We start from the raw sequence: 20503 nt of genomic DNA, 5'->3' as shown, positions 1-20503 counted from the left end.
TTCGCATGGCTCCGAATGCCTCCGGCACAGATCAACTGAGGCCTCGTCGGGCAAAAACGGGAGCGTTCTGCGGGGTGGGACGCGCACAGCGGTTCCTCAGGTGCAGTGCGGAAGAGTGGTCGGTATGAATCTTGGAAGCGCAACCCGCACCGCATTGGCGGCCGGCGTCGCGCTGACGCTCGGCATGGGTTCGGCGTCGGCCGCGGAGCACGGCAGTAGGTCGGTGACCGCCGCCAGTCCGGTCCGGACCGCGGGCCCGGTTTCGGCAGCGGCAGGCCGTGGTGGTGCGGATATGGATTTTCTCACCGGGTACCCCCGCGAGGTCCACACTGATGAGCGCATGATTGAGGAGAGGCTCGAATTCGGGGAAGCCGCCCCGCACACGCTAAGGCGGTTCCACGCCGGCAGCGCGTAACGCCCCGACCGGCCGGCCCGCGCGCCGACAATGCGTTTCAGGCGGCAGCTTACGCCGGGGTAGCGCTGCGGGAGGTTTCGGAGGGCCCCGGAGTTCCGCTTATTCCGGCCGGTCGGCGGTCAGCATGTATCCCATTCCCCGTACTGTTGTCAGGGTCTGCAGACCGAAGGGACTATCGATCTTGCGCCGCAGATACCCGATGTAGACTTCCACCACGTTGTCTCCGCCCTCGAAGGCCGGGTCCCACACGTTGTCGAGGATCTGGGATTTGGACACGACCTGGTCATGGCTGCGCATCAGGTAATGCAGCAAGCCATACTCCCTGGCTGTCAATGCAATCCTGGAATCGCCTCGGCGGACGCTGCGACTGGCGGGGTTCAGTGCCAGTGTCCCCAGGGTGAGGGTGACGGGCCGTTCGGGGGCCCCTCGGCGGATCAGGGCACGGATCCTGGCGACGAGGACGATGAAGCTGAAGGGTTTCGTCAGGTAGTCATCGGCTCCAAGATCGAACGCGTCCGTCTGGTCGTATTCTCCGTCCTTGGCAGTCAGCATCAGCACGGGGGTCCAAACCAGCCGCTCCCGGAGTTCTTTTAGGACGTCATACCCGTTTTTGAGCGGCAGCATCAGATCAAGCAGGATCACGTCATACGGGTTCTCCGTAGCGGCCCAGAGGCCGCTGACCCCGTCATGGGTTACGTCGACCACAAAGCCCTGGTTGATGAGTCCGCGCCGGACCGTCTCGGCCAGCACTTTTTCGTCCTCGACCAGCAGCACCCGCATGCCCGGCTCCCCTTTCGTTGGTACATGCAGTATCCCTCACACCCGTTGAGGGGAACCTGAGGAACGGCGGGGCAGCTCTCAGGTTTCTCTCAGCGCAGGTGCCGCAAGCTGGTGGCAAGCCCCGCGCGTCAGCGCTCATACCGTCAGGACTGCACCATGGATTCCTCCCTCGCCCGCCGGACCACAATTTTCCCGGGGCTGCAGTCCTGGTGGTGGGTCACCGCGGCCGCGTCTGTGTTCGCGGCCACGGCAGCGGCGGGGATGGCAGCGAAGTCTTTCGGACCGCTATCACCGGAGCTGGGCTTGGTAATTTCCCTCAGCCACGGCCGAAACAGTGCCCTGGTCGGATTGAGCGAGGGCATTCATTACGGACTGGGCCCGGTGGGAGCGGTGACGCTGGTGCTGGCCATCTGCCTGTATCTGCTGTGGTTCCGCCGCCGCCCGGTGCAGGCGGTCGCGTTCGGCTCCGTCGTGGCGGCAGGCTGGCTGGCCTCGTCCGCGGGCAAAGCGCTGGTGGGCCGCTCCCGGCCGCCGGGGGACGTGACGGCGGCTCTGATCGTCGAAACAGGCCACAACAGCTTTCCTTCCGGCCATACCGCCTTCGCGGTCTCTTTGGTGCTGGCGTCCGTGCTGGTTCTTGCCCGCAGCAAGGGCCAACGGCTGGCACTTCTGGCCGCAGGGTCTTTTTTCGTAGCGGTTGTGGCGTTCTCCCGGATGTACCTGGGGGTGCACTACCTCAGTGATGTGGCCGGTTCCGTGTGTATCAGCGCGGCCGCGGTCCTGGCCTGGTTGCCGGTCTGGAACAACCTCATTGCACCCCGGATTTCCAGGGTGCACCTGATTCAGAAGTTCGAAACCACGGCACCGAACCCGCGGTGAGCCGGCCCGGATCCTCCAAACGCTGAAAGGACCTTGTGTCTGCGCCGCGTCCGGACCCCGGAAAGCCGGTCTTCTCGAGTGCGCTGGCCTCCACGCTCCCGCGGCTGCGCCGAGCCCCCGTCAGACTGGGCTTGGTCCTCATCTTTTGGACCGCCGGAGTGTTGACTTCCGGCCTCATTAACGGCCCGGCCGGGCACCTGCGGTAGCACGGGGCGGCGACGGCCCAGTCTGTGCCCAGCAACTGGTGGGTGCTGCCGACTTCCGGGTTCTGGGCCCAGAACCTGGCAGGGTACCTACTGGGAAGTTCGGTCATCCTGGCCGCCGGGCTGGTCCTGGAACCCCGGATGGGGAGTGTGTGGTTCGCTGCGGCAGCCCTGGGCGCCCAGGCACTCGGAACTACCACTGCCCTCGGATTCCTCACCATCGCACGGCAGGTGATGCGGTCCTGGACCCGGAAAATGAGCGGGCACCTCTTACTCGGTCCCAGTGCACCCCTCACCGGTGACATCATGGCTGGCACTGCCGCAGCGCCTATCCCGTGGGGGCGCCGGATCCGCCTTGTTATCTTCGCACTGCTGATTCTTCTGGCCCTCTATAATGGCGTGTTCGTGGACCTGGTCCGGCTCGGCTCGGCGGGTGCCGGCGCCCTTCTGGGCCGGCCACGTACGGCAGAGCCCCCGGGTCGGACTTCCTGTCAGCTCCAGGCACGAAGGACGGGTTCTGATCGCGCTCCTGGTGGCCGTATCGGCCGTCGGTCCTGTCGTCGACGGCCTGGCCCCGCACGCCGTCGGGGCCTTATCGGTCGTGTAAAGCCTGCGTCGTTGCAGGGGGGCACCGCAGAAGTCCAGCCTCAGGAAACCGACCCGCGCTGGGCTACCTGCAGCACGTGACCTAGGATCTACCCATGACAACTCTTCAGGGTGCGGTTGTTCTGGTAGTCGGCGCCACCGGCGGGCTCGGTTCGCGCATCGCCGCCCAGCTGGAGAGTAACGGCGCCATTGTCGCCCGGTCGTCAAAATCTGCTGGGCACGATCTGCGCGCACCCTCTGTGATCCGGGAGGTGCTGGATGCCACGAATGCGCAGCACGGACGTCTCGACGGGCTAGTGGTTGCGTCCGGGGTCGTCGCCTTCGGCGCCGCATCAGACCTTGAACCCGCCACGGTGGACGAACTATTCGCTGTGAACACGACCAGTGCAATCCATCTGATTACCCAGAGCCGGCCCTACCTCGCGGCCTCGGCACATGACGGCCGGGAGCCCTTCGTGGTAACACTGAGCGGCGTTGTCGCTGAGGCACCCGTCGCCGGTCTGGCAGCATACTCGGCGTCGAAAGCTGGGCTCGCGGCCTTCGTTGTCGCAGCGGCGCGCGAGTATCGTCGCGCGGGCATCCGAATCGTGGACGCCCGCCCAGGCCACACTGGCACCGCGCTGTCCGAGCACCCGATCGCCGGGTCAGCGCCGCGATTCGGAGCGGCGCTGGATCCAGACCTGGTTGCAGCGCGGATCATCACCGCGATCGTCGATGGCGAGAAGGATCTGCCCAGCACCGCCTTCTAGGCTCGGCCGAGATGATGCAACTGAGGGCTAAGGAGTCTAATGGATTCCGAAGTGGGTTCATTGCTGAGAGCCGGGGCATCGAAGCCACCGTGCTCCGGCTCGGAACCGACCTGAAGCGTCGGACGTTCATTGCCTGCCGCTCGGGCATCAGCCACAGTGCTTGAGTAGATCGTGTTGTCAGCAGAGTCTAGGTCGACCGTGGCGCCGCCTCGCAGCGCTGGTGCACCGTCCCGATTTCGTCCACAACACCAGGTCCTGACCCATGGTCGAAACAACGAAGCGAAATGGAGCCCGCGGGCGGCACGCATATTCGGCGACGGGACGTGGTGGCGTTTAGATTCAATGTGTAGTTCCTGAGCTTCCTTGGGCCTATTGCGATAGCCGCTAAGTACAAGTGTTCTTGGCAGCTATCCCCTTTGCGATCGGCTCCTGCGGTGTCGCCGTAGCTGGCGTCCAAGGCCATGAGGGAGAGAATGCCTGAGGCGTCCACGGCTTCGTCCTCGTTGCTTCCGGCCAGGGCAATCGTGACGTCAATGTCGAATTAAGCGGCCGCTTCGGTGAAGAGGCTTGTACCTCTTAAGTACCCCCTGTTGAGGGTGGTGGCTGTCGGTTTGCGGTGGCATTGGGAGGGGCTGGGGTGGTTCCGGTTTTCGGCTGGGCGTCATGGCCCGTGAAAGAGATCGTCGCCCCCGGCCTGTCTTCCAAGCAGACCCGATTGAGGGAATTGGTGGCCGGGAGAGAACGGTGCGCAGCACCGGTTTTCGTCCCGGGCAGGCACCGGATGACGTACAAGCGCCGGAGCCGTATCCGAAGCTTCCTCAGCAGTTGCGGGCGTGTGAGGGAGGTCGCCGCCGTGCTCAAGTCAGCGCATGACGGTTCTCGCCAGGGGTGGACAACGCTGGCCTGGTGACTCGGCTGGTGGACCGGCAATGACGGGTTGTTCCATCGCGCGTATTCGATGCGAGGAGGAGAACCATCATGCAGTATCAGGATAAACCCGCGGGGATCGTGCGGGCAGTGGCAGGTATCGACGCGGCCATCGGCACCACATCGCAGTGCGGGAGTTTTTCGACGACGGAACAGAACATCTGGGCCGCTTCACTGTCGACCCGACACTCGCAGGGCTGGAAAGACCCTCACAGTGGCTGGCCGCAGTTCCAGCGCCGCTGACCGCGGTCGTGGAACGAACATTCGCGCTGCGAGCTGCTCCGGGTTTAGGGGTCCGTGAGCCAGCCCCTGAAGAGCGATGACGGTAGCGGGGGTCAGGCCGAGGCCCGCAATGGCTTTGTCCTGGCTGTCGAGAAGCTGGTGGGTCGTCCATAGGCCGGCGCCTGGATTGGAGGCCATCAGCGCACCCTTCTTACTTTGCTGACCGCCGGAGGCGGTCCGGAGGCAGGAAACCACACTAGAGGGGACGAAGGCAGGGCGCCCTCGTCCCCTCCGGTCGTTGCTGCAACGCGGGGATTGGTTAGCGGCGGGTGTCGTCGATGCCGTCGGTGTCGATGCGTTCCTTGCGGACTTCCTCCTCAACGGTGGCCTCGCCGCTGACGGTTTCCTTGCCGAGGCGGACCCGCTCGACCGGGACGGTTTCCTTTTCGACCACGGGGCGTTCCTCGTGGAGGATGACCTCGTGTTCTTCCTCGCTGATGTCGTGGCCGGACATCGCCTGGTCCCGGTTCGCATCGGTGATCGGTTCCCGTTCCAGTCTCACTTCTTCACGCTTCACCGGGACGGTCTGGGTGACGTTTTCCGTGGTTACGTACTTGCGCAACCGCACCCGGGAGGCTTCCTGCTTCTCGGTGCCCACGTTGAGGCGTTCCTCCGAACGGGTCATCGCATCATCCGTGGTGGGCCCGGAGGTGTCGTGGCCGACGGTGTCGGTCCTCTCCGGGTCCTCGTATCGGCCGGTGCCGGTGCCGGCCGTACGGGTATCCCGGTCAGTGGTGGCGTCCGTGTGGGTCCGGTCGCCGCCGCTGAGCTGGTAGTGCTGGTAGAGCCGGTCTTCCTCGGAGGGCTCCAAATGCCCGTCAACGTCCACGCGGGGGGCGTCCTTGACCTGGTCCTTGGTGTACGGAACTACGAGGTCGTCCCCCTGGATCTGGGCTCCCTCTAGCGGGACGAACGTCTCCGAGGTGCCAAACAGGCCGGTTTTGGCCGTGACCCAGGTGGGCTGGCCGTTGTCGTCGTCGGCGTAGACCTGTCCGATGGAGCCGATTTTGTTCCCGTCGGTGGAAAGGATGTTGCCGTTGCGGTTGAGCAGGTCATCGATGTGTTCTTTGGCGATCATGGTCACTCCTAAGGTGTTGAATCGGTTGTGGTGGGTTTTTCGTCATCAGGTCTTGCGGGGTCGACCGGCGGACTGGCGGCGGGTCAGGATCCGTTCCGGCCGGTGTTTAGCGCTGTTAGTACTGGTGTGAGCCCCGGGTCTGCTGCGGTTCTTCCGCTGGCACGTACTGGCCGGCGGCGTCCTTGATCTGTTCCGTCGCCGGGGGTGCCGCCTGGGCATGGGCCTTGATCTTCGGGGCTTCTTCTTCGGCGCGGTTCAGGTACTGCTCCCAGCGGGCGGACATCGGCTTGATCAGCCCGCCGCCCACTCCGACGACAACGACGCCGACGATGGCCGCCAGGACTGCGATCAGGATCGGGGTCGTTACCGTGGTGGCGATGTCGACCTGGTTCAGGGCCGCGATGATGCCTATGCCCAGGATGAAGATACTGGCGATATTGGCCAGGACCTTGCCGTAGGACAGCCCGCCAAGGGATCCCTGGATCAGGGTCTTCACGGCTGCGGCGATCGCGGCGCTGATGATCACGATGATGATCGCGACGACGACCTTGGGCAGGAATCCGATAATCGCAGCCAGCAGGACGCTCACCGGGTTCGGTCCGAAGACCCCGAACGCGAATTGCAGCACGAACAGGACCAGGGCGTAATAGACGATTTTGGCAATGATGTCACTGGCATCCAGTGAGGATTTCGCCAGCGCCTTTTTGATGCCGCCGCGTTCGACCAGCCGGTCAAAACCGACTTTGTGCAGCAGTTTGGACAGGGCCTTGGAGATTGCCTTGGCGATCAGCAGCCCCACAATCAGGATAACCAGGAACAGCAGGAACAGGGGTAGGAACGTTGCCACCACAGTCAGCCCTGCTTTGAGCGAGTCAAGAATGTCCAAGGGGAGCGCCTTTCGGGTCTGGGAGCCGGGAAGCAGTGCCCTCCGGACGGTCAAGGGCTTCCTGCGTGGCCTTCATCACAACTAACTAAGCATGCTTACTATCTGCTTGGCAAGGTGCTGCTCAAATTATTTTTCTCTCGGGGTCCGGCGTGGGATCCGGTCTTCTTGCTTGAGATCTGCCGGCCCAGGTTCTCTATAACGTGCTCAACCTTGTCCCGCTTGGCAGCTTCCCGTGCCGTCGCTGACCTGCACGGGCCACCCTTTTGGACGTCCAACTGAACCTGCCGGACGAACCCGATTGCGCTCCCGCCGGTGGACCGGACGACGAAGCTGCCCGTGGTGATGGTCTCGATGTCCTCGGTGCTGATCATTGGTCCTCCTTACGGTTGGTCCGGCGCGCTATTGGAGGACGGTGCCGGTGGAGTGCACCACGGTTCCAGTGGTCTGCGCATGCCCGCTGACGTCGATCTGCAAACGGCGCCGCTGCAGGGGAGCCTCTAAGGCTGTGGAAAGGTCCGGCAGTGCGGACCTATCCAACCGACGAAGCAGGTTTTGGATATCGGCCCGGTCATTGACGGTGACTTTCAGGGTCAAGTCCGGATCGTCAGCGGTGCCCCGCAACAGGGCTGAGGACGTCACGACGCCGGGGAGGGTGTTGACCTGGTTCTCTACCGCGCGGGCCAGAACGGACGGGTCACACAGGGTGCGGCCTGCGGCGCTCTCCGAATGTAACCGGTAAGTGTCGGCGGCGTTCGAACGGGGAATCTGCGCGATTATCCATGTCAGCGCGAGCACACTGATCAGGACTCCGAGAACCAGAAGGAGTCCTATCACCCATGGCTGCACGAAGAATGGATGCAGGTCACCTGGAATAACCTTGTCCCCCGCTTGGTGGGTAGCGGCGAGTGGGGGCAGGATGCCGGCTGCCTGTAGGAGCAAGACGATGCCGGCGGCCAGGAGGAGGATGCCGAGGATTGTCAGCCACGTGCGGTTCAGAGTTCCGGCTGTTTGTCGCATCGGAATCCTTCCTTTGATCGATGGAGCGTGAAAACGAACGGATGCTTCATCCCTTGGATTCGACGTTTGCGGTGATCCGGGGGAGCGGGTCAAGCCCGATTTCGTTCAGGCGGTCCAGGACACCGTCGGTGACGCGGGTACGCAGATCTCCGGTGTCCCGCAGGGTTGTCTTCACCTTGAGGTGCACACGCTTGCTGGTGGCTGTCGCTGTTGCCGTGCTGACGCCATCGATTTGGTCGCAGCACGCTTTCGCCAGGTGGGCGACGCCGCGGCGTGTCATCACGGTCTCCTGTTCCTCTACATCTGCTGGCCCGTGTGCGGCATCACGTTCAGCGTCGTTCCGGATGGTCAAGGCGGTGAATTCGCCGGGGATGAGGGCGCATAGCAGCAAGACCAGCCCGATGACGGTGGCGGCGACCCCGACCTCCCACGCAGCGGGACTGTTCCACGTCAGCGCGGTGAGCCACTCCCGGGGTCCTTGTAGGAGCGCGGGCCATGTGCCATCGATGAGGCGGGCAATGGTCAACCACACCAGGGCGACGCCGGCAGCCAACAGCAGGATCCCCACGATCAAGGCCGGAACCGTCCGGCTGGGGCGGCGCCGTAGGGGGGTGGAGCGTCCATTGTTGCGGCTCATAACAGCCTCCTGCGGCCGCCGGCGTCGCCGCCGGTGCTGGTCAGCCAGGAAACCTTGATGTCGACCTGGCGGACTTCAACGCCGGTCAGCTCCGTCACTCTGGTCCGGATCCGGCGCCGTAATGCCTCCGTCGCCTGCCGCAAGGGGACAGGGTAGAGCATGCCGACTTCGACGCTGAGGGTCGCGATGTTCCCGCTCAGCTCCACTGAGGCCTTGGGCCGGACGGACAGGTCCGCGTGGGTTCCGATGCCCAGGAAGCCCCCGGAGGAGCCACCGGCGACCGATTCCTCACTGACGACCTGGCTGGCAATCTTCTCGATCACTTTGTCCGCCAGCACGGTCTGCCCCCGTGAGTCGATGTCGGGTTCAAGGCGATCATCGACGTCGGTAGTGGGCAGCGCGTGAACTCCTGGCGGGGTCATCGGCTCGATGCTTTACCGAACAGGGCCGCCATGTCCAGCTTTCCCTCGGCGACCCGGCCGACCACCAACCCGAGGAAGCCCAGGACTACCGCGGACACCAGCGCCCACCAGCCGCCGAAAGCCAGAACAATTCCGAGTACCAGGCCTATCGCCAGGCACCACCGTGTAGTAGACATAGCCATCCTTTTTCTTTTCGGCCTTACTCGCGCACCGGTCGGGGGTTGCCGCCCGGTGCTGTGGAGTTACTGAAGTTCGGTCTTTTGGTCCTGTTGGCCTTGCTGGTCCTGCTTGTCGTCATCGGGCAGGTGCACGTCGGTGACGTTGACGTTCACTTCCAGCACCTCCAGACCGGTGGCGTGCTCGACGGACTGGATGACGTTGCGGCGGATGCCCTGGCTGACATCCACGATCGAGATGCCGTAATCCACGACGATCGAGACGTCGATGGCTGTCTGGCGTTCACCTTTTTCAACGCTGACGCCGCCGCTGACGTTGGTCTGCGATCCCGGGATGCGTTCGGCCAGGGCGCTGAAAGCCCGCCGCCCTGCACTGCCCATGGCGTATACGCCCGGGACTTCGCGGGTGGCCATGCCGGCCAGCTTCTGCACCACGGTTTCTTCAATTGTGGTGTCGCCTCGGTCCGTGTGCAGCGCATCGTGCCGTTTCGGCTGCTCCACCGATGCGTTACGTTTCTGCTCCTCGGGGGTGGCCACAACGCCGCTGGAAGCGCCGGGGGTATTGGGTGACTCTGCCATGAAAAACAGCTCCTTCTCGAAGATCGTGATCGTGCTTACATAGATAAAGACGAAGCCGATCCTGAAACGTCATGCCGTGGCGCGAAGTATTTTTCTCCAGAGATGACGTACCGGGGACGGTTCCCAGCTGATGCCCGGCTATGGCATATTGGGGCCAAGCGCCGGTACAGCACCGGACGGGACGGAAGCGCATGGATGATCAAGAACCCGCCTTCGACGCCGAACCCGACCTGGATGAAGGAAGCATCGTCGCGCGCGCCCAAGACGGCGACCTGGCGGCATTCGAACACCTGGTGATCACCTATCAGGACAGACTTTTCCGGCTGGCGTACCGGATGCTCAACGACCGCGGACAAGCCGAAGACATTGTGCAGGAGACCCTGACAACGTGCTGGCGCGGCCTGCACATGCTCGCTGACGTCAACGCTTTTGGCGGCTGGATCTACCGGCTGGCGACCAACAAATGCCTGGACCTCCTGCGCAAACGATCCACCCGTGCCGAGAACCTCACCAACCCGGAGGACATCCGCACGATCACCGAAACCGGCACCAACCGGGCGCCCGCCGGGACGGACCCGGCTCATGAGACGGAGTGGTCCGCGCAACAAAACGGCCTGACCGTTGTGCTGAACACGCTCCCCCCAACACAACGGGCCTGCTGGCTGTTACGGGAAATGCACGGCCGCACTTACGCCGAAATTGGTGCCACACTGAAGATCAGCCCGACAGCGGTCCGCGGCACACTCGCCCGGGCACGGCACCAGATAGCAGAAGGGATGAGCCAATGGAGTTAGGAGACATCCCCCGCCTGGGCTGCGGGCGCAGCATCGACGGGATCTGGGACACCATCAACGAGCCCCCCACCGCGCACGAGGCGCAGTGCGATCAATGCCGAACCGCCAGGACCCGGCTCAAAGGACTCCGTGAGGCAACGAGTGCACTACGCGAAGGCGACCTGGACAACCCCGCTCTCAAACCCCGCCCCGGACTCACGGACGCCATCATGGACGTCGCCCGCGCCGAGATCCGCCGCAGCAAAAGAATACTCCTGCACAGCACAGACAACGGCACAACCGAGATCAGTGAGCAAGCCCTGAGCTCCCTCATCCGCTTCGCGGCAACGACGATTCCGGGAATTCACTCGAGGCGCTGCCGCATCGAAATACGCTCCGCCGCCGATAGCCTGTCCGCTGAGGACCACCCGACCGGAAGCATCCGGACGAGCACCACTGCCGGCCCTCACCTCATAGTCAATCTCAGGGTTGCCGCTGCCGCGGGCATCGACATCCCCCTAACTGTTGATGCGCTGCGGCACGAGATCGGCAACGCCATTCCGGCCGGTGTCGGCATCGGTGCAGGAACCATCAACATCACAGTCGAGGACCTCTACGATGTCTGACGAAACCCTCCACGGCCAAGTAATCACCAGCCAGCTGATCGCCTCCCTCGCCGCCCGCACCGCCCTGGAAACGCGCGGAGTCCTCAGACTCGAACCCACCATCAAAGGTTTCCTGGCCCGACTGGGCCCCGCCGCACTGCAAAACCTCCGCAACTCCGGAAGCCAAAACGGCACCTACCGACACGACGGCGTCGCCGCCACGATCAGCGAAGGCACCGCGCACGTCCACCTCGACATTGCTACCGACATCGCCTGGACCGCCCTCACCGTCGCCGAAGCAGTACAACAACGCGTGCGTGAAAGGATCAGCCACACCGGCCTGACCCCAGGCCGCGTCGATATCTGCATTCTCGCAATTGAACCTCAATCGTTGAAAACGCCCGTATAACTGCGGTTCAAGAATGGAACCCGTCCGCTCGGCGGGGCCGCTTCCGTGACGGGCCAACAGGGAACGGCTGTTGATGGCGAGGACTGCGAGAGCGATGATGAGCCCTGCAGGTACGGCGATGGACAGTGAGCGTTTCAGGAATCCGGCCTGGTAGCGGCGGGTGTTCGGCATCAGTGGCAGAAAGCTCGCCATTGCAGCGCCCGGACCATGCCCTTCTTCTGGGCCGGTGTAGCCCGTCCGAACACGGTGTGGTGCTCCACCACATCAGCCAACTCTCCGGGCTCTTCGGGCAGCTGCCGGGCGTCGAAGCCGCCATCGGTGGCCACATCGACCTCCCGGGCAACCGCTGCAACGGTTCGGGGATCGTCCCTGGAAATGATCTTCAATTCGACGCCCTGAGCTTTATAGGACAGGGTCTGCGCTGCATCTGAACGGACCTGCAGGATTGTCAGTGACACGGCCTTGGCCAAGACCGTTCAATATCCGGTCATCGGGCGAACTGACGAGTTCATGTACCTGTGGTGGGGTCAGCTGTCAAAGCGCAGGATGATTACCAGGCTGATCAGCGCGAGCACGCCGGCCAGAAGCATCGCCGACGAGGGGTTGCCGAAGTTGAGGGTCCATCCGAGACCGAACCGGCGCGGGACCATCAGTGTGGGGTCTTCGCGGTTGATGTAGAAGAGGCCGCCGCGCCAGTGCTTGTCGTCGTCCCGGTGGGTCAGGCCGGTGTCCTTCTCGCCGACGTCGTGCTCCCGGTTGTTCCGGGCCAGGACGACGAGGGCCGCAACGACGGCGGCGAGGATGGGGAGCGCTACTACCAGCGGTGCCCACGACGTGACCGTGCCGGTCCACATCAGTAGCGAAGATCCGAGCATTCCCAGATCGATCATCGCAACCAGTCCGAGGAGTGCTTTGACGCCCAGGGACATGTACTGGCGGTACCAGCGCGAGGAGCCGACCGGGTGCGCCGGGTCGATGTCGGGGCGGCTGCGGTAGATGGCCGCCGCGATACCTGCGAGCAGCGCGGTCATGCCGAGCTGTACGAACACCAAAGAGAATGCAGTGCCGACTGACTTGGCGGCCATCCGGTCGGGGACGCCCTTTGCGCCGGAGTGCACCGCGAGTATCTCCGGCATCGACGGATAGCTGATCACGCCGATCACCACCGTAATGATCGTGATGATCAGGGCCGGGGCCAGCCAGAGCCAGGGAAACCGCGGTGGATCGGTACGCAGCCCGGTGTCGACTGCAATGCCCTGGTGCACGCCCTCGAACCATCTTTCGGCAGCCTTCGCGGCACGGATCTCGTTGTTTGCCACGAAGAAGCAGCCATACCAGATGCCGACGAGCACGAGCACAGACAACGGCAGCAGGAATGTTTCGCCCGTCACGCCGTAGACGGCGGCGCCGGCCCCGGTAACAACAATCCCTCCGGAGAGCACCCTCCGCCGGTAGATGCGGGTCTGCCTGAGCACCGCCGGGTCATGCGCATGCCGGGCCGGTACCCGGACCCCGAAGGGTACGGTCGGGCTGTTGATCGAGGGCAGCACCAGGGCGAGGACGACCACGAGGGTCAACAATCCGGAGGTCAGGAAGATGGTAGCGGTCATGGCGTGTCCTCTGACTGCGTTGCATTAAAGGAATCGAGTACGGACTCGCAGGTTGTGAGAACCTCGTCCGCCGGCACTCCCTGGGCGACGGCTTCGGCCAGCAGGGTCCGTGCCCTCGCGGTCCACTCCGAGCGGAACGGCGGGTCCGCTGAAGCAGCGATCACTACCGCTCCGGTCTTGCGGTTGAGCTGGATCAGGCCCTGCTGGCGCAGGAGGTCGTAGGCCTTGTTCACAGTGTGGAAGTTGATCCCGAAGTCCGCAGCAAGAGCCCTGGTGGCCGGCAGCGAACTGCCCTCGACCAGCACGCCCTCGGCGATCGCCTCCGTGATCCGGTCCCGAAGCTGCTGGTAGATCGGCACGGCACTGGCCAGATCGACGCTAAGGATCACTACGCCCACCTCCCGTCTTTACTCTATAAGTTATAGAACAAAGAGCTACCGGTGGCAACGCCAAACCTCCTGGCCGAGAACAGCCGCCGCCTGTGTCCTCCTTTCCTAGGCTTTGGCCGCCAACGATTTCCTCCGCACAGCCCCCCGCCGGCCGCCCGGACTGGGGGCGTCGCTGACAGTGCAAAGACAGACAGGAAGCGCCAGCGCGGAGGAATGGCGCTGTTATGTCACCGCCGTCGCCCCGGCTTAATGAAAGGCTCCGTGGGGACGACACCCCGGGGAGTCAGTTTTCATCAGCTCGCAGGAGTGAGGGTGCTGCGGCTGGTGATAGCGACCGCCGCCACCCCTTATAACGGCCTTCGTAGCCGTGTCGGCTTCAGCCTGCGTCAGCGCGCCATCCGTCGCGGACTTGTCCAGCCTGGTCTTCTGGGCGGCCGCGCGTTTAGCCTGCTTTGCGGTATGGATGTCCGTCAAGGCTGTCGCGATTTTCGCCTCGTCGATTTCCAGAGCCGTCGTCAGCGGCTTGGCCGTCGTTGCGTCGACGGCGGCGTGTGCAAACGCCAACAACATAAAAAGTCCCCGACAATTCAGACACCCGCCGATCGGTGCCCGTCCAATTCCGAGACCTCCGGTCCGGAAGAGTGCTATTTTCCGGTGCCCAGATTGCTATCCTTGGATTTCGCACTACCTGAATCCGCACGTGGACCGCGTTGTACGGATCAGGAGCGCTGGAGGGCCGGCGGTCGGTTACTGCGGCCCGGGCCGCGTTTGTCGTTCCCTGACCGCACTCAATGGCCTTGTTCCGGGCCTCCGGGCATGTGCCCCGGCGCGGCCACCGATTTGTCGATGCCGGCCGGGAGCGGGCCGGTTGCGTCGGGTCTGCGGGCGGCGTCGCTGATGCGCAGCAGGAGGGCTACGATGATCCAGTTCGCCAGGAGGGAGGAGCCTCCTGCGGAGAGGAACGGGGTGGTCAGTCCGGTGAGAGGGATGAGTCGGGTGACCCCTCCCATGATGATGAAGCATTGCAGTGCCATGGCGAAGGACAGGCCGCAGGCGAGGAGTTTTCCGAAGGGATCCCGGGTTCCGAGGGCGGCCCGGAACCCGCGGGTGAACAGCAGCAGGTAGAGCGCCACGATGGCGAACAACCCGATGAGTCCCAGTTCTTCGCCGAGGGAGGCGATGATCATGTCGCTGTTGGCGAAGGGAACGAGTTCCGGGCGCCCGAGACCGAGTCCGTTGCCGACGAGGCCGCCGTCGGCCATCCCGAACAATCCCTCAACAATCTGGGCGCTTCCGCCGGGGAACCGGGCGAAGACCTGCGGGTCGAAGGCGTTGACCCAGGCATCAATGCGCAGGCGGACGTGGGGGAACATATTTGCGGTTGCGTATCCGCCGCCGGCCATGAGGACCACGCCGAGGAGCAGCCAACTGGCCCGGCTGGTGGCGACGTAGATCATGACCATGAACAGGCCGAAGAAGAGGATGGACATCCCCAGGTCGTGTTGGAAGATGAGGACGCCGACGCTGACGGCCCACGCGGTCACCATGGGACCCATGTCCTTGACCCGGGGGAATTGCAGGGGGCCGATTTTCCTGCCCGCCAGCAGGATCAGGTCCCGGTTGACGGATAGGTATCCGGCGAAGAAGACGGCGAGGGTGATTTTGACGATTTCGCCCGGCTGGAACTGCAAAGACCCCAGCCGGATCCAGACGTTGGCGCCGTTAATGTCTCCGGCGGAAACGCCGGGGACCAGCGGCAGGATCAGCAGCAACGCACTGACGGCCAGGGAAATGAATGTGTACCGGCGAAGCATGCGGTGGTCCTTCAGGAACCACACGACGGCGGACGCGAAAAGGACGGACACGGCCGTCCACCTAAGCTGGTTGGCCCCGGCGTCGGTCCCGGTGGCCGCATCAAGGCTCTGAATCATGGCGATGCCGATGCCGTTCAGGGCCACCACGATCGGAAGGATCACCGGATCCGCGTAGCTGGCGCGGACCCGCAAAACCACATGGAAGACCATAGCCAGACCGGTCAGGGTGCCCGCCTGGAACCAGAAACCGGATCCCAGGGGCTCGTTCCTGTCGAGACTGACCATGGCGCCGGCACCGATCCCGATGCCCAGCGCGATGACAAGCAGCAGTGCCTCGACGTTCCGGCGCGGCCGCACGACGGCGATCTGCTGGCTCATCTACGGCCTCTTTCCGGGTGGGAAACACGTCTCGGGGCCTGATGGCCCGGCGGCGGAGCAGGCTGTGTGACGGGTCCGCAACATCGTCGTGGGATCACGGCAGCAGGCCCGGGGCAGTTGCCATTCTACCCGGGACCGGCCCGCGATGACTGCCACCCTCCGGGGGCGGGAGTAACAGGGATTCCTGCTTCGGTGCCGGGGCGACTGCGCCGGAGTATTCGTCCGACACGGGCTCGGAACGCCGGGGGTCCGCGACGGGGCCGGGCAGGGGACGTATCGTTTTTTTGGGGGGCCGGGTGTCCGTGCGACGGACCTGGCGGGGACCGAAGCCGAACGGAAGTCACGGAGCAATGAGATGACCACCGCCACCAACAGGCCGCTGCCGCACCGGAACCTGCAGGGTCGTTCGCCGGGCCGTTTTAGAAGATGGCTTGCGGACGAATCCACGGACCGGCAGGTGCCGGTCATCCTGGCCGTGGTTCTGACGCTGGCCGCCATCGGTCTGGTGGAGGTCGCCTCGGCCTCCTCGGTGGAGTCCGTCGCGTCCGGGATCAACCCTTACGACCTGCCCCTGAAGCAGGGTATGTGGACCGTCGCTGGGGTGGCAATCATGTTGGGTCTGGCCCGGCTGCCGGTCCGGTACATCCGAAAGCTGGCATGGCCCATGCTCATCGCCGCCACCGTTGCCCTCGGACTGGTATTTACGCCTTTGGGTCTGACGGTCAACGGCAACAGGAACTGGCTGAACGTTGGAGGTTTCACAGCCCAGCCCTCCGAATTCGCCAAGCTCGCGCTCATCGTCTGGGCCGCCTCCGTCCTATCCCGGAAGCAGAAACTACTGGGCCAGTGGAAGCACGCGGTCATCCCGTTGCTGCCCGTGGGCGCGGTCATCATGGCCCTAGTGGCCCTGGGCCATGACCTGGGCACGACCATGATCGTCATGATCATCCTCGCCGCGACCCTGTTCTACGGCGGTGTTCCGATCAGAGTCCTCGGAGTCGCCGCGGCGGCGTCGGCCGCGGCCGCGGTGATCCTGGCAGCGACCAGCGGCAACCGCATGGGCCGGATCTCTTCCTGGCTCGGTGCGGGTTCCACGGAAGATGCCCAGGGATTGGGCTACCAGGCACTGAACGGCCAGTACGCGCTGGCCTCCGGGGGCTGGTTCGGCGTCGGGCTCGGGCAGAGCCGGCAGAAATGGAACTGGATCCCGGAAGCCCACAACGACTTCATCTTCGCGGTGCTGGGGGAGGAACTCGGCCTTGCCGGCACGCTGCTGATCCTCGGCCTGTTCGCTGTGCTGGCTGTTGCCATCTTCAAGGTGATTGCACGCACCCGGGATACGTTCGCCCGTGTCCTTTCCTGCAGCATCGTCACCTGGATCATCGGACAGGCCGTGATCAACATCGCCATGGTCAGCGGGCTGCTGCCGGTCATCGGAGTCCCGCTGCCCTTCATCTCCTACGGAGGCTCGGCGATGGTCTCGTCCCTCGCCGGCATCGGAATGATCCTCGCCGTGACCCGCACCGGGCGAAAACCCGAAGACGCCCCGGCGTCCCGGGGCAAGACCACGCCGCTCGCGCCGACTCCTCCGCCGCGGCTGCCGGACCGTGGCCCGCACGTCCAGGACCGCATCCGCGCGATCCGGCCCGTGGTCCGCCGGCGGCATCCCTCAAAGACTCGTTAGCCCGGCAGCGAGCCCTGGGCAGCCTGTTCCGCCGCACGGTGACCGCCCGTGCCCCGCAGTACCCTGGCGATGGCCACCGCCAGGACTCCCCGGACCGGGACGCCCGTGGTCCCCTCGTGTAGAAGCCTGCGCACGGTTGGAGTCTTTGCGAAGCATCCCGGCCGTACGACTAACATCATGTTCGGTATTGATGCTGAAAAATTTCTTCATTTTGCTCATTATCGGGGTCATCGTCCTGGGGCCAGAGCGGATTCCCGGGTACGCCGCGCAGCTCGGGCGGATCGAAAGGAAGTCCGAAGGATGGCCGCCGGCGCCCAGGAACAACTTCGCGAAGAACTCGGCCCGGACTTAGAAGACATGAACTGGCACAAACTGGACCCGCGGCAGTACGACCCCCGCCGGATCATCCGGGACGCGCTTAACGAGGACACCGCCGGGCAGGAGCCCGGCACTCCCGCGACGAAACCGGCGACCGCCGCAACCCCGGTGCCCCGGCCGTTCGAACGCCTCGCGGCCGGGCAGGCGGCACCGTTCGATGCCGAAGCAACGTGATCTACGCCGACGCCAACGGCACCCTTCAGGGCGGCGTCGTTCCCTGCCTCTAATAAGATCGGCGGAGACCCGATCGCCGCCGCCGTTCCGTCAGCAAATCCCAAAGGACCCGTCGTTCATGTTTCGCAGCGCGTTTATCGTCATCGTTCTGATCAGTATCGCTTCCCCGCTCGTGCTTCTCAGCGCCGTCAGGGTAGTTAAGGCGCGGTCATGGGCGGCCCGGCTCAACAACGTGCTGATCGGGCTGGCCGGTGGGGTGTTGACTGCTCTCGCCGGGTTCTGGGGCCCGGTTGGGGTTGTTCCTGCAGTGCCGGTCCTGGCGCTGGCGGGAACCTGGTTCCTGTTCCAGGCGGCCTTCCACGATTGGCACATATTCCGGGCAACGGACAGGGGGCGCGCCGCGGCCCTGTATTCGGCCGCCGTTATGGCCGTAGGGGCCTGGGCCGCGATTTCAGCGGCCCAGGCCCCGGGCGCAGGCCAGGACCACCCTGCCCGTGAACTTGGCGTTATCCTCGTCGATCTCACAGGTGCCATCGCCCTGGTGGTGGCCGGTGCCGGGTGGCTGCTGGCGACCTTCGCTATACCCGCCGGAAATGGCATGACGCCCGTTCCCAGGACCCGCGGTCTACAGGAAGCCCTCCTGGCTATAGGCCTGGCGGTTGCCCTCTATGCCGTCTCCTAAGGCGCATGCGCCATCACTTCCGGGCACCCGGGGGCATTTAGACCTGGCCCAAGCGTCCCGGTTGGAGTCCTTTCCGCCTATTGAACGCAAGCGTGTGCCGACACTCCCTGGTCTAAGACCGGGCCGTCTGCGGCGTATTCGCTGCGGCACTGGCGCAGTACTTCCGGGGACGGGGCGCCGCGTACCCGGGGCAACTGGGGAGGCCGCGGCGCCAAGCTAACGGCTGTAGCCGCGGCCGGTGGCACGTGCGGGAGCGTCGGATTCCATGCCCGGCGGCGGGGCAGGACCAGGGACCAGAATGCGGAGCCCGCCTAGCCTCCCGGGTTGGTGGTCTGACAGGTCTGGTCGTTGGCTGTCTGGGCGACCACGCTGCCGGTGTCCTGAGCCGGGGGTGCAGGTTTTGTGCCTGCGGTGAAGTCTTGACCGGCGTAGAACTGGACGCCCTGGACGCCGGCTGCCTGCTGAACGCTCGCTGGCGGTAGCCCGAACAGCGCGGCGACGTCGGCGGCGACGTCGGCGAAGCCCGGGCCGTAATAAACCATGCTTTGTGATCGGGGCTGTGCCTGGATCCGGGCAAGTTTGGTGAACCCGGCGCCGCTTACGAGCGCCCCGATTTCGCTGCTCCTGCCGGGCACCCCAGTGCCGTTGGCGACGGTGACGGGCTGGAGTGCCTTGTCATAGCGTGGTTTTGCGGCCGCCGTGGACGGATCTGCGGAGGGGGACGCCGCGGCGGGTGGCTGGGTCAGGTCGGCGCTGCGGCGCAACGCGGCGAAGAGGTCCGTGGCTGCGGGTTCTTCCAGGTCCAGCCGGTTGGGATCCGAGGCGGCCGGCGCGGTCGGGACGGTGATGAAGTTGACTTTGGCCGGGTCGATGTTCTTGAGCCGGCCGGCGAGGGTCAGCATCGTCGGGACCGAGGCGAGCCCGTTATCGACGGTCAGGTTCTTTGTCATGGTGTCGGCAATGCTGAGGACCTTCTGCGGGTCGCTGAGTGTTCCGTCGGCCTTCAGCTTTCGGGTGAGGGAAGCCAGGAACGCTTGTTGGGCCTTGATCCGGCCCAGGTCCCCGCCGTCGGCGAAGGCGTGGCGGGTGCGCAGGAAAGCCAGGGCCTGGTCGCCCTGGACCTGGGAGGTCCCCTTGGGCAGGTGCAGCCCGGAATCGGGGTCCGAGACGGCAGTGTTGACGCAGACGTCCACGCCGCCGACGGTATTGGAGAGTTCCTTCACGGCGTTAAAGTCAGCCATCATGAAGTGGTCCACTTCCATGCCGGTGAGTTTGTTCACGGTGTCCACGGCGCAGCCGATGCCGGTGTCGGCCATGGCGCTGTTGATCATCACGTTGCGTCGTTCGCCGTGTTGCTGGTTTGTTGTGTGATCCGTGCAGGCCGGGACGTCGACAAGGAGATCCCGCGGGAAACTGATGACGTTGACGTGGTTGTTGTCCGCGGCGATGTCCAACAGCATCATGACATCGGACTGCCCGTAGCCTGAAGAAGCGTCCGCGCTGCCGTACTGCCCGTTCTTCCCGCTCCTTGTATCACTGCCCAGGACGAGGATCTGCAGGCGGTCTTTGCTGTCGTTCACGGGCCCTTCGGTCCGGAGGCCGCCGGCACCCAAAGCGGAGGTCGTGATGTTTGACTGGAGGCGCCAGAACCAGTAACCGCCGAAAGCGAGAACACCCAGCAGCACCACAGCGGCGGCGATACCGGTGATCTTCAGCCAACGGGGCCGGCTCCGGGTACGGTACTCGCGGCTGCTCTCAACCAGGGTGCCAAGGCCCGGGTAGGGGACGGGCGAGGACCCGTCCGATTTCGGGCCCGGCAAATCGTGACGCAATGCGGCTACCTCTCCCAGGACAATTAGATCCGCCAAGGATACTCACTCTTGCTGGGAACCCCGCCACTGGGGTTGAAACGCTTTTACCTCGTCGGAGGGGCGCGGGTTGGTGCAGCGGGATCGGATCTGGGCGGCGAAA

At 64.6% G+C, this 20503-nt stretch carries 26 protein-coding genes and 1 pseudogene; 11 read left to right on the top strand and 16 right to left on the bottom strand.

What is annotated here, in order from left to right; all coding sequences use genetic code 11:
• The first annotated feature begins 124 nt into the window (after window positions 1-124).
• Window positions 125-415 carry a hypothetical protein gene (locus tag ABIB14_RS07585; RefSeq protein ID WP_354235268.1) on the top strand — a complete coding sequence of 97 codons (291 nt, stop codon included), beginning with the start codon at window positions 125-127 and terminating at the stop codon, window positions 413-415.
• 99 nt (window positions 416-514) lie between these two features.
• Here ABIB14_RS07585 and ABIB14_RS07580 read toward each other — a convergent pair whose 3' ends face one another.
• Complete coding sequence (locus ABIB14_RS07580) at window positions 515-1195, bottom strand: response regulator transcription factor (protein ID WP_354235267.1); 681 nt, start codon at window positions 1193-1195, stop codon at window positions 515-517.
• A 156-nt stretch (window positions 1196-1351) separates the two neighbouring features.
• Between ABIB14_RS07580 and ABIB14_RS07575 the strand changes: the two genes are divergently transcribed.
• From ABIB14_RS07575 to ABIB14_RS07565, 3 genes are all read left to right on the top strand, one after another.
• Window positions 1352-2074, top strand: a complete 723-nt coding sequence (locus tag ABIB14_RS07575) for a phosphatase PAP2 family protein (RefSeq protein ID WP_354235266.1) — start codon at window positions 1352-1354, stop codon at window positions 2072-2074.
• A 904-nt stretch (window positions 2075-2978) separates the two neighbouring features.
• Window positions 2979-3632, top strand: a complete 654-nt coding sequence (locus ABIB14_RS07570) for an SDR family NAD(P)-dependent oxidoreductase (protein WP_354235265.1) — start codon at window positions 2979-2981, stop codon at window positions 3630-3632.
• Window positions 3633-4610: 978 nt separating this feature from the next.
• Entirely contained in the window at window positions 4611-4802 is a 192-nt protein-coding gene (locus tag ABIB14_RS07565; protein WP_354235264.1) for a hypothetical protein, read from the top strand.
• Between the two features lie 298 nt (window positions 4803-5100).
• Here ABIB14_RS07565 and ABIB14_RS07560 read toward each other — a convergent pair whose 3' ends face one another.
• From ABIB14_RS07560 to ABIB14_RS07525, 8 genes are all read right to left on the bottom strand, one after another.
• On the bottom strand, window positions 5101-5919 hold the full coding sequence (locus ABIB14_RS07560; protein WP_354235263.1) for a PRC and DUF2382 domain-containing protein: 819 nt from the start codon (window positions 5917-5919) through the stop codon (window positions 5101-5103).
• Between the two features lie 115 nt (window positions 5920-6034).
• Window positions 6035-6805, bottom strand: a complete 771-nt coding sequence (locus ABIB14_RS07555; protein ID WP_354235262.1) for a mechanosensitive ion channel family protein — start codon at window positions 6803-6805, stop codon at window positions 6035-6037.
• A gap of 98 nt (window positions 6806-6903) precedes the next feature.
• Window positions 6904-7176: a hypothetical protein gene (locus ABIB14_RS07550; RefSeq protein ID WP_354235261.1), complete on the bottom strand. Its 273-nt coding sequence runs from the start codon at window positions 7174-7176 to the stop codon at window positions 6904-6906.
• Between the two features lie 28 nt (window positions 7177-7204).
• A complete protein-coding gene (locus tag ABIB14_RS07545; RefSeq protein ID WP_354235260.1) occupies window positions 7205-7822 on the bottom strand; it encodes an Asp23/Gls24 family envelope stress response protein in 618 nt (205 codons plus the stop codon).
• 46 nt (window positions 7823-7868) lie between these two features.
• Complete coding sequence (locus tag ABIB14_RS07540; protein ID WP_354235259.1) at window positions 7869-8459, bottom strand: DUF6286 domain-containing protein; 591 nt, start codon at window positions 8457-8459, stop codon at window positions 7869-7871.
• Window positions 8456-8881 carry an Asp23/Gls24 family envelope stress response protein gene (locus ABIB14_RS07535; RefSeq protein ID WP_354235258.1) on the bottom strand — a complete coding sequence of 142 codons (426 nt, stop codon included), beginning with the start codon at window positions 8879-8881 and terminating at the stop codon, window positions 8456-8458. Before ABIB14_RS07535 ends, ABIB14_RS07540 begins: the two co-directional genes overlap by 4 nt.
• Window positions 8878-9057, bottom strand: coding sequence for a hypothetical protein (locus tag ABIB14_RS07530; protein WP_354235257.1), 180 nt, complete (start codon window positions 9055-9057; stop codon window positions 8878-8880). Before ABIB14_RS07530 ends, ABIB14_RS07535 begins: the two co-directional genes overlap by 4 nt.
• Before the next feature lie 66 nt (window positions 9058-9123).
• Window positions 9124-9636, bottom strand: coding sequence for an Asp23/Gls24 family envelope stress response protein (locus ABIB14_RS07525; RefSeq protein ID WP_354235256.1), 513 nt, complete (start codon window positions 9634-9636; stop codon window positions 9124-9126).
• Window positions 9637-9827: 191 nt separating this feature from the next.
• Here ABIB14_RS07525 and ABIB14_RS07520 point away from each other — a divergent pair, with 191 nt between their 5' ends.
• The 3 genes from ABIB14_RS07520 to ABIB14_RS07510 are packed head-to-tail and all read left to right on the top strand — an operon-like array spanning window position 9828 to window position 11423.
• Window positions 9828-10430: an RNA polymerase sigma factor gene (locus ABIB14_RS07520; protein ID WP_354235255.1), complete on the top strand. Its 603-nt coding sequence runs from the start codon at window positions 9828-9830 to the stop codon at window positions 10428-10430.
• A complete protein-coding gene (locus ABIB14_RS07515) occupies window positions 10421-11035 on the top strand; it encodes an Asp23/Gls24 family envelope stress response protein (protein ID WP_354235254.1) in 615 nt (204 codons plus the stop codon). Before ABIB14_RS07520 ends, ABIB14_RS07515 begins: the two co-directional genes overlap by 10 nt.
• Entirely contained in the window at window positions 11028-11423 is a 396-nt protein-coding gene (locus tag ABIB14_RS07510) for an Asp23/Gls24 family envelope stress response protein (protein ID WP_354235253.1), read from the top strand. Before ABIB14_RS07515 ends, ABIB14_RS07510 begins: the two co-directional genes overlap by 8 nt.
• 185 nt (window positions 11424-11608) lie before the next feature.
• On the opposite strand, the pseudogene ABIB14_RS07505 reads toward ABIB14_RS07510, so the two are convergent.
• From ABIB14_RS07505 to ABIB14_RS07485, 5 genes and pseudogenes are all read right to left on the bottom strand, one after another.
• Window positions 11609-11863, bottom strand: a pseudogene (locus ABIB14_RS07505) (cation-translocating P-type ATPase); the annotation flags it as partial.
• Between the two features lie 87 nt (window positions 11864-11950).
• Window positions 11951-13033: a DUF1648 domain-containing protein gene (locus ABIB14_RS07500; protein WP_354235252.1), complete on the bottom strand. Its 1083-nt coding sequence runs from the start codon at window positions 13031-13033 to the stop codon at window positions 11951-11953.
• The gene (locus ABIB14_RS07495; protein WP_354235251.1) at window positions 13030-13431 is read right to left on the bottom strand and encodes a GntR family transcriptional regulator; all 402 of its coding nucleotides are present in this window, start codon (window positions 13429-13431) and stop codon (window positions 13030-13032) included. Before ABIB14_RS07495 ends, ABIB14_RS07500 begins: the two co-directional genes overlap by 4 nt.
• Window positions 13432-13668: 237 nt before the next feature.
• Entirely contained in the window at window positions 13669-13992 is a 324-nt protein-coding gene (locus tag ABIB14_RS07490; protein ID WP_354235250.1) for a hypothetical protein, read from the bottom strand.
• Between the two features lie 218 nt (window positions 13993-14210).
• Window positions 14211-15614, bottom strand: a complete 1404-nt coding sequence (locus ABIB14_RS07485; protein WP_354235249.1) for an FtsW/RodA/SpoVE family cell cycle protein — start codon at window positions 15612-15614, stop codon at window positions 14211-14213.
• 355 nt (window positions 15615-15969) lie between these two features.
• On the opposite strand from ABIB14_RS07485, the gene ftsW reads away from it, so the two are divergent.
• Window positions 15970-17298, top strand: a complete 1329-nt coding sequence (ftsW, locus tag ABIB14_RS07480; RefSeq protein ID WP_354235248.1) for a putative lipid II flippase FtsW — start codon at window positions 15970-15972, stop codon at window positions 17296-17298.
• Here the strand turns inward: ftsW and ABIB14_RS07475 are convergent.
• Entirely contained in the window at window positions 17295-17432 is a 138-nt protein-coding gene (locus ABIB14_RS07475) for a hypothetical protein (protein ID WP_354235247.1), read from the bottom strand. The two genes, ftsW and ABIB14_RS07475, sit on opposite strands and share 4 nt — an antisense overlap.
• Before the next feature lie 56 nt (window positions 17433-17488).
• Here ABIB14_RS07475 and ABIB14_RS18750 point away from each other — a divergent pair, with 56 nt between their 5' ends.
• The 3 genes from ABIB14_RS18750 to ABIB14_RS07465 all read left to right on the top strand — a co-directional run bounded on the left by ABIB14_RS18750 (window position 17489) and on the right by ABIB14_RS07465 (window position 18532).
• Window positions 17489-17650, top strand: a complete 162-nt coding sequence (locus ABIB14_RS18750) for a twin-arginine translocase TatA/TatE family subunit (RefSeq protein ID WP_502909628.1) — start codon at window positions 17489-17491, stop codon at window positions 17648-17650.
• A complete protein-coding gene (locus ABIB14_RS07470) occupies window positions 17599-17850 on the top strand; it encodes a Sec-independent protein translocase family protein (protein WP_354235246.1) in 252 nt (83 codons plus the stop codon). Before ABIB14_RS18750 ends, ABIB14_RS07470 begins: the two co-directional genes overlap by 52 nt.
• Window positions 17851-17968: 118 nt before the next feature.
• A complete protein-coding gene (locus ABIB14_RS07465; RefSeq protein WP_354235245.1) occupies window positions 17969-18532 on the top strand; it encodes a hypothetical protein in 564 nt (187 codons plus the stop codon).
• A 311-nt stretch (window positions 18533-18843) separates the two neighbouring features.
• On the opposite strand, the gene ABIB14_RS07460 is transcribed toward ABIB14_RS07465, so the two are convergent.
• Complete coding sequence (locus ABIB14_RS07460) at window positions 18844-20400, bottom strand: LCP family protein (RefSeq protein ID WP_502909627.1); 1557 nt, start codon at window positions 20398-20400, stop codon at window positions 18844-18846.
• Window positions 20401-20503 lie beyond the last annotated feature (103 nt).

Source organism: Arthrobacter sp. UYEF3 (assembly GCF_040546245.1).
GTDB lineage: Bacteria > Actinomycetota > Actinomycetes > Actinomycetales > Micrococcaceae > Arthrobacter.
This window is presented reverse-complemented; position numbering and strand designations above follow the sequence as displayed.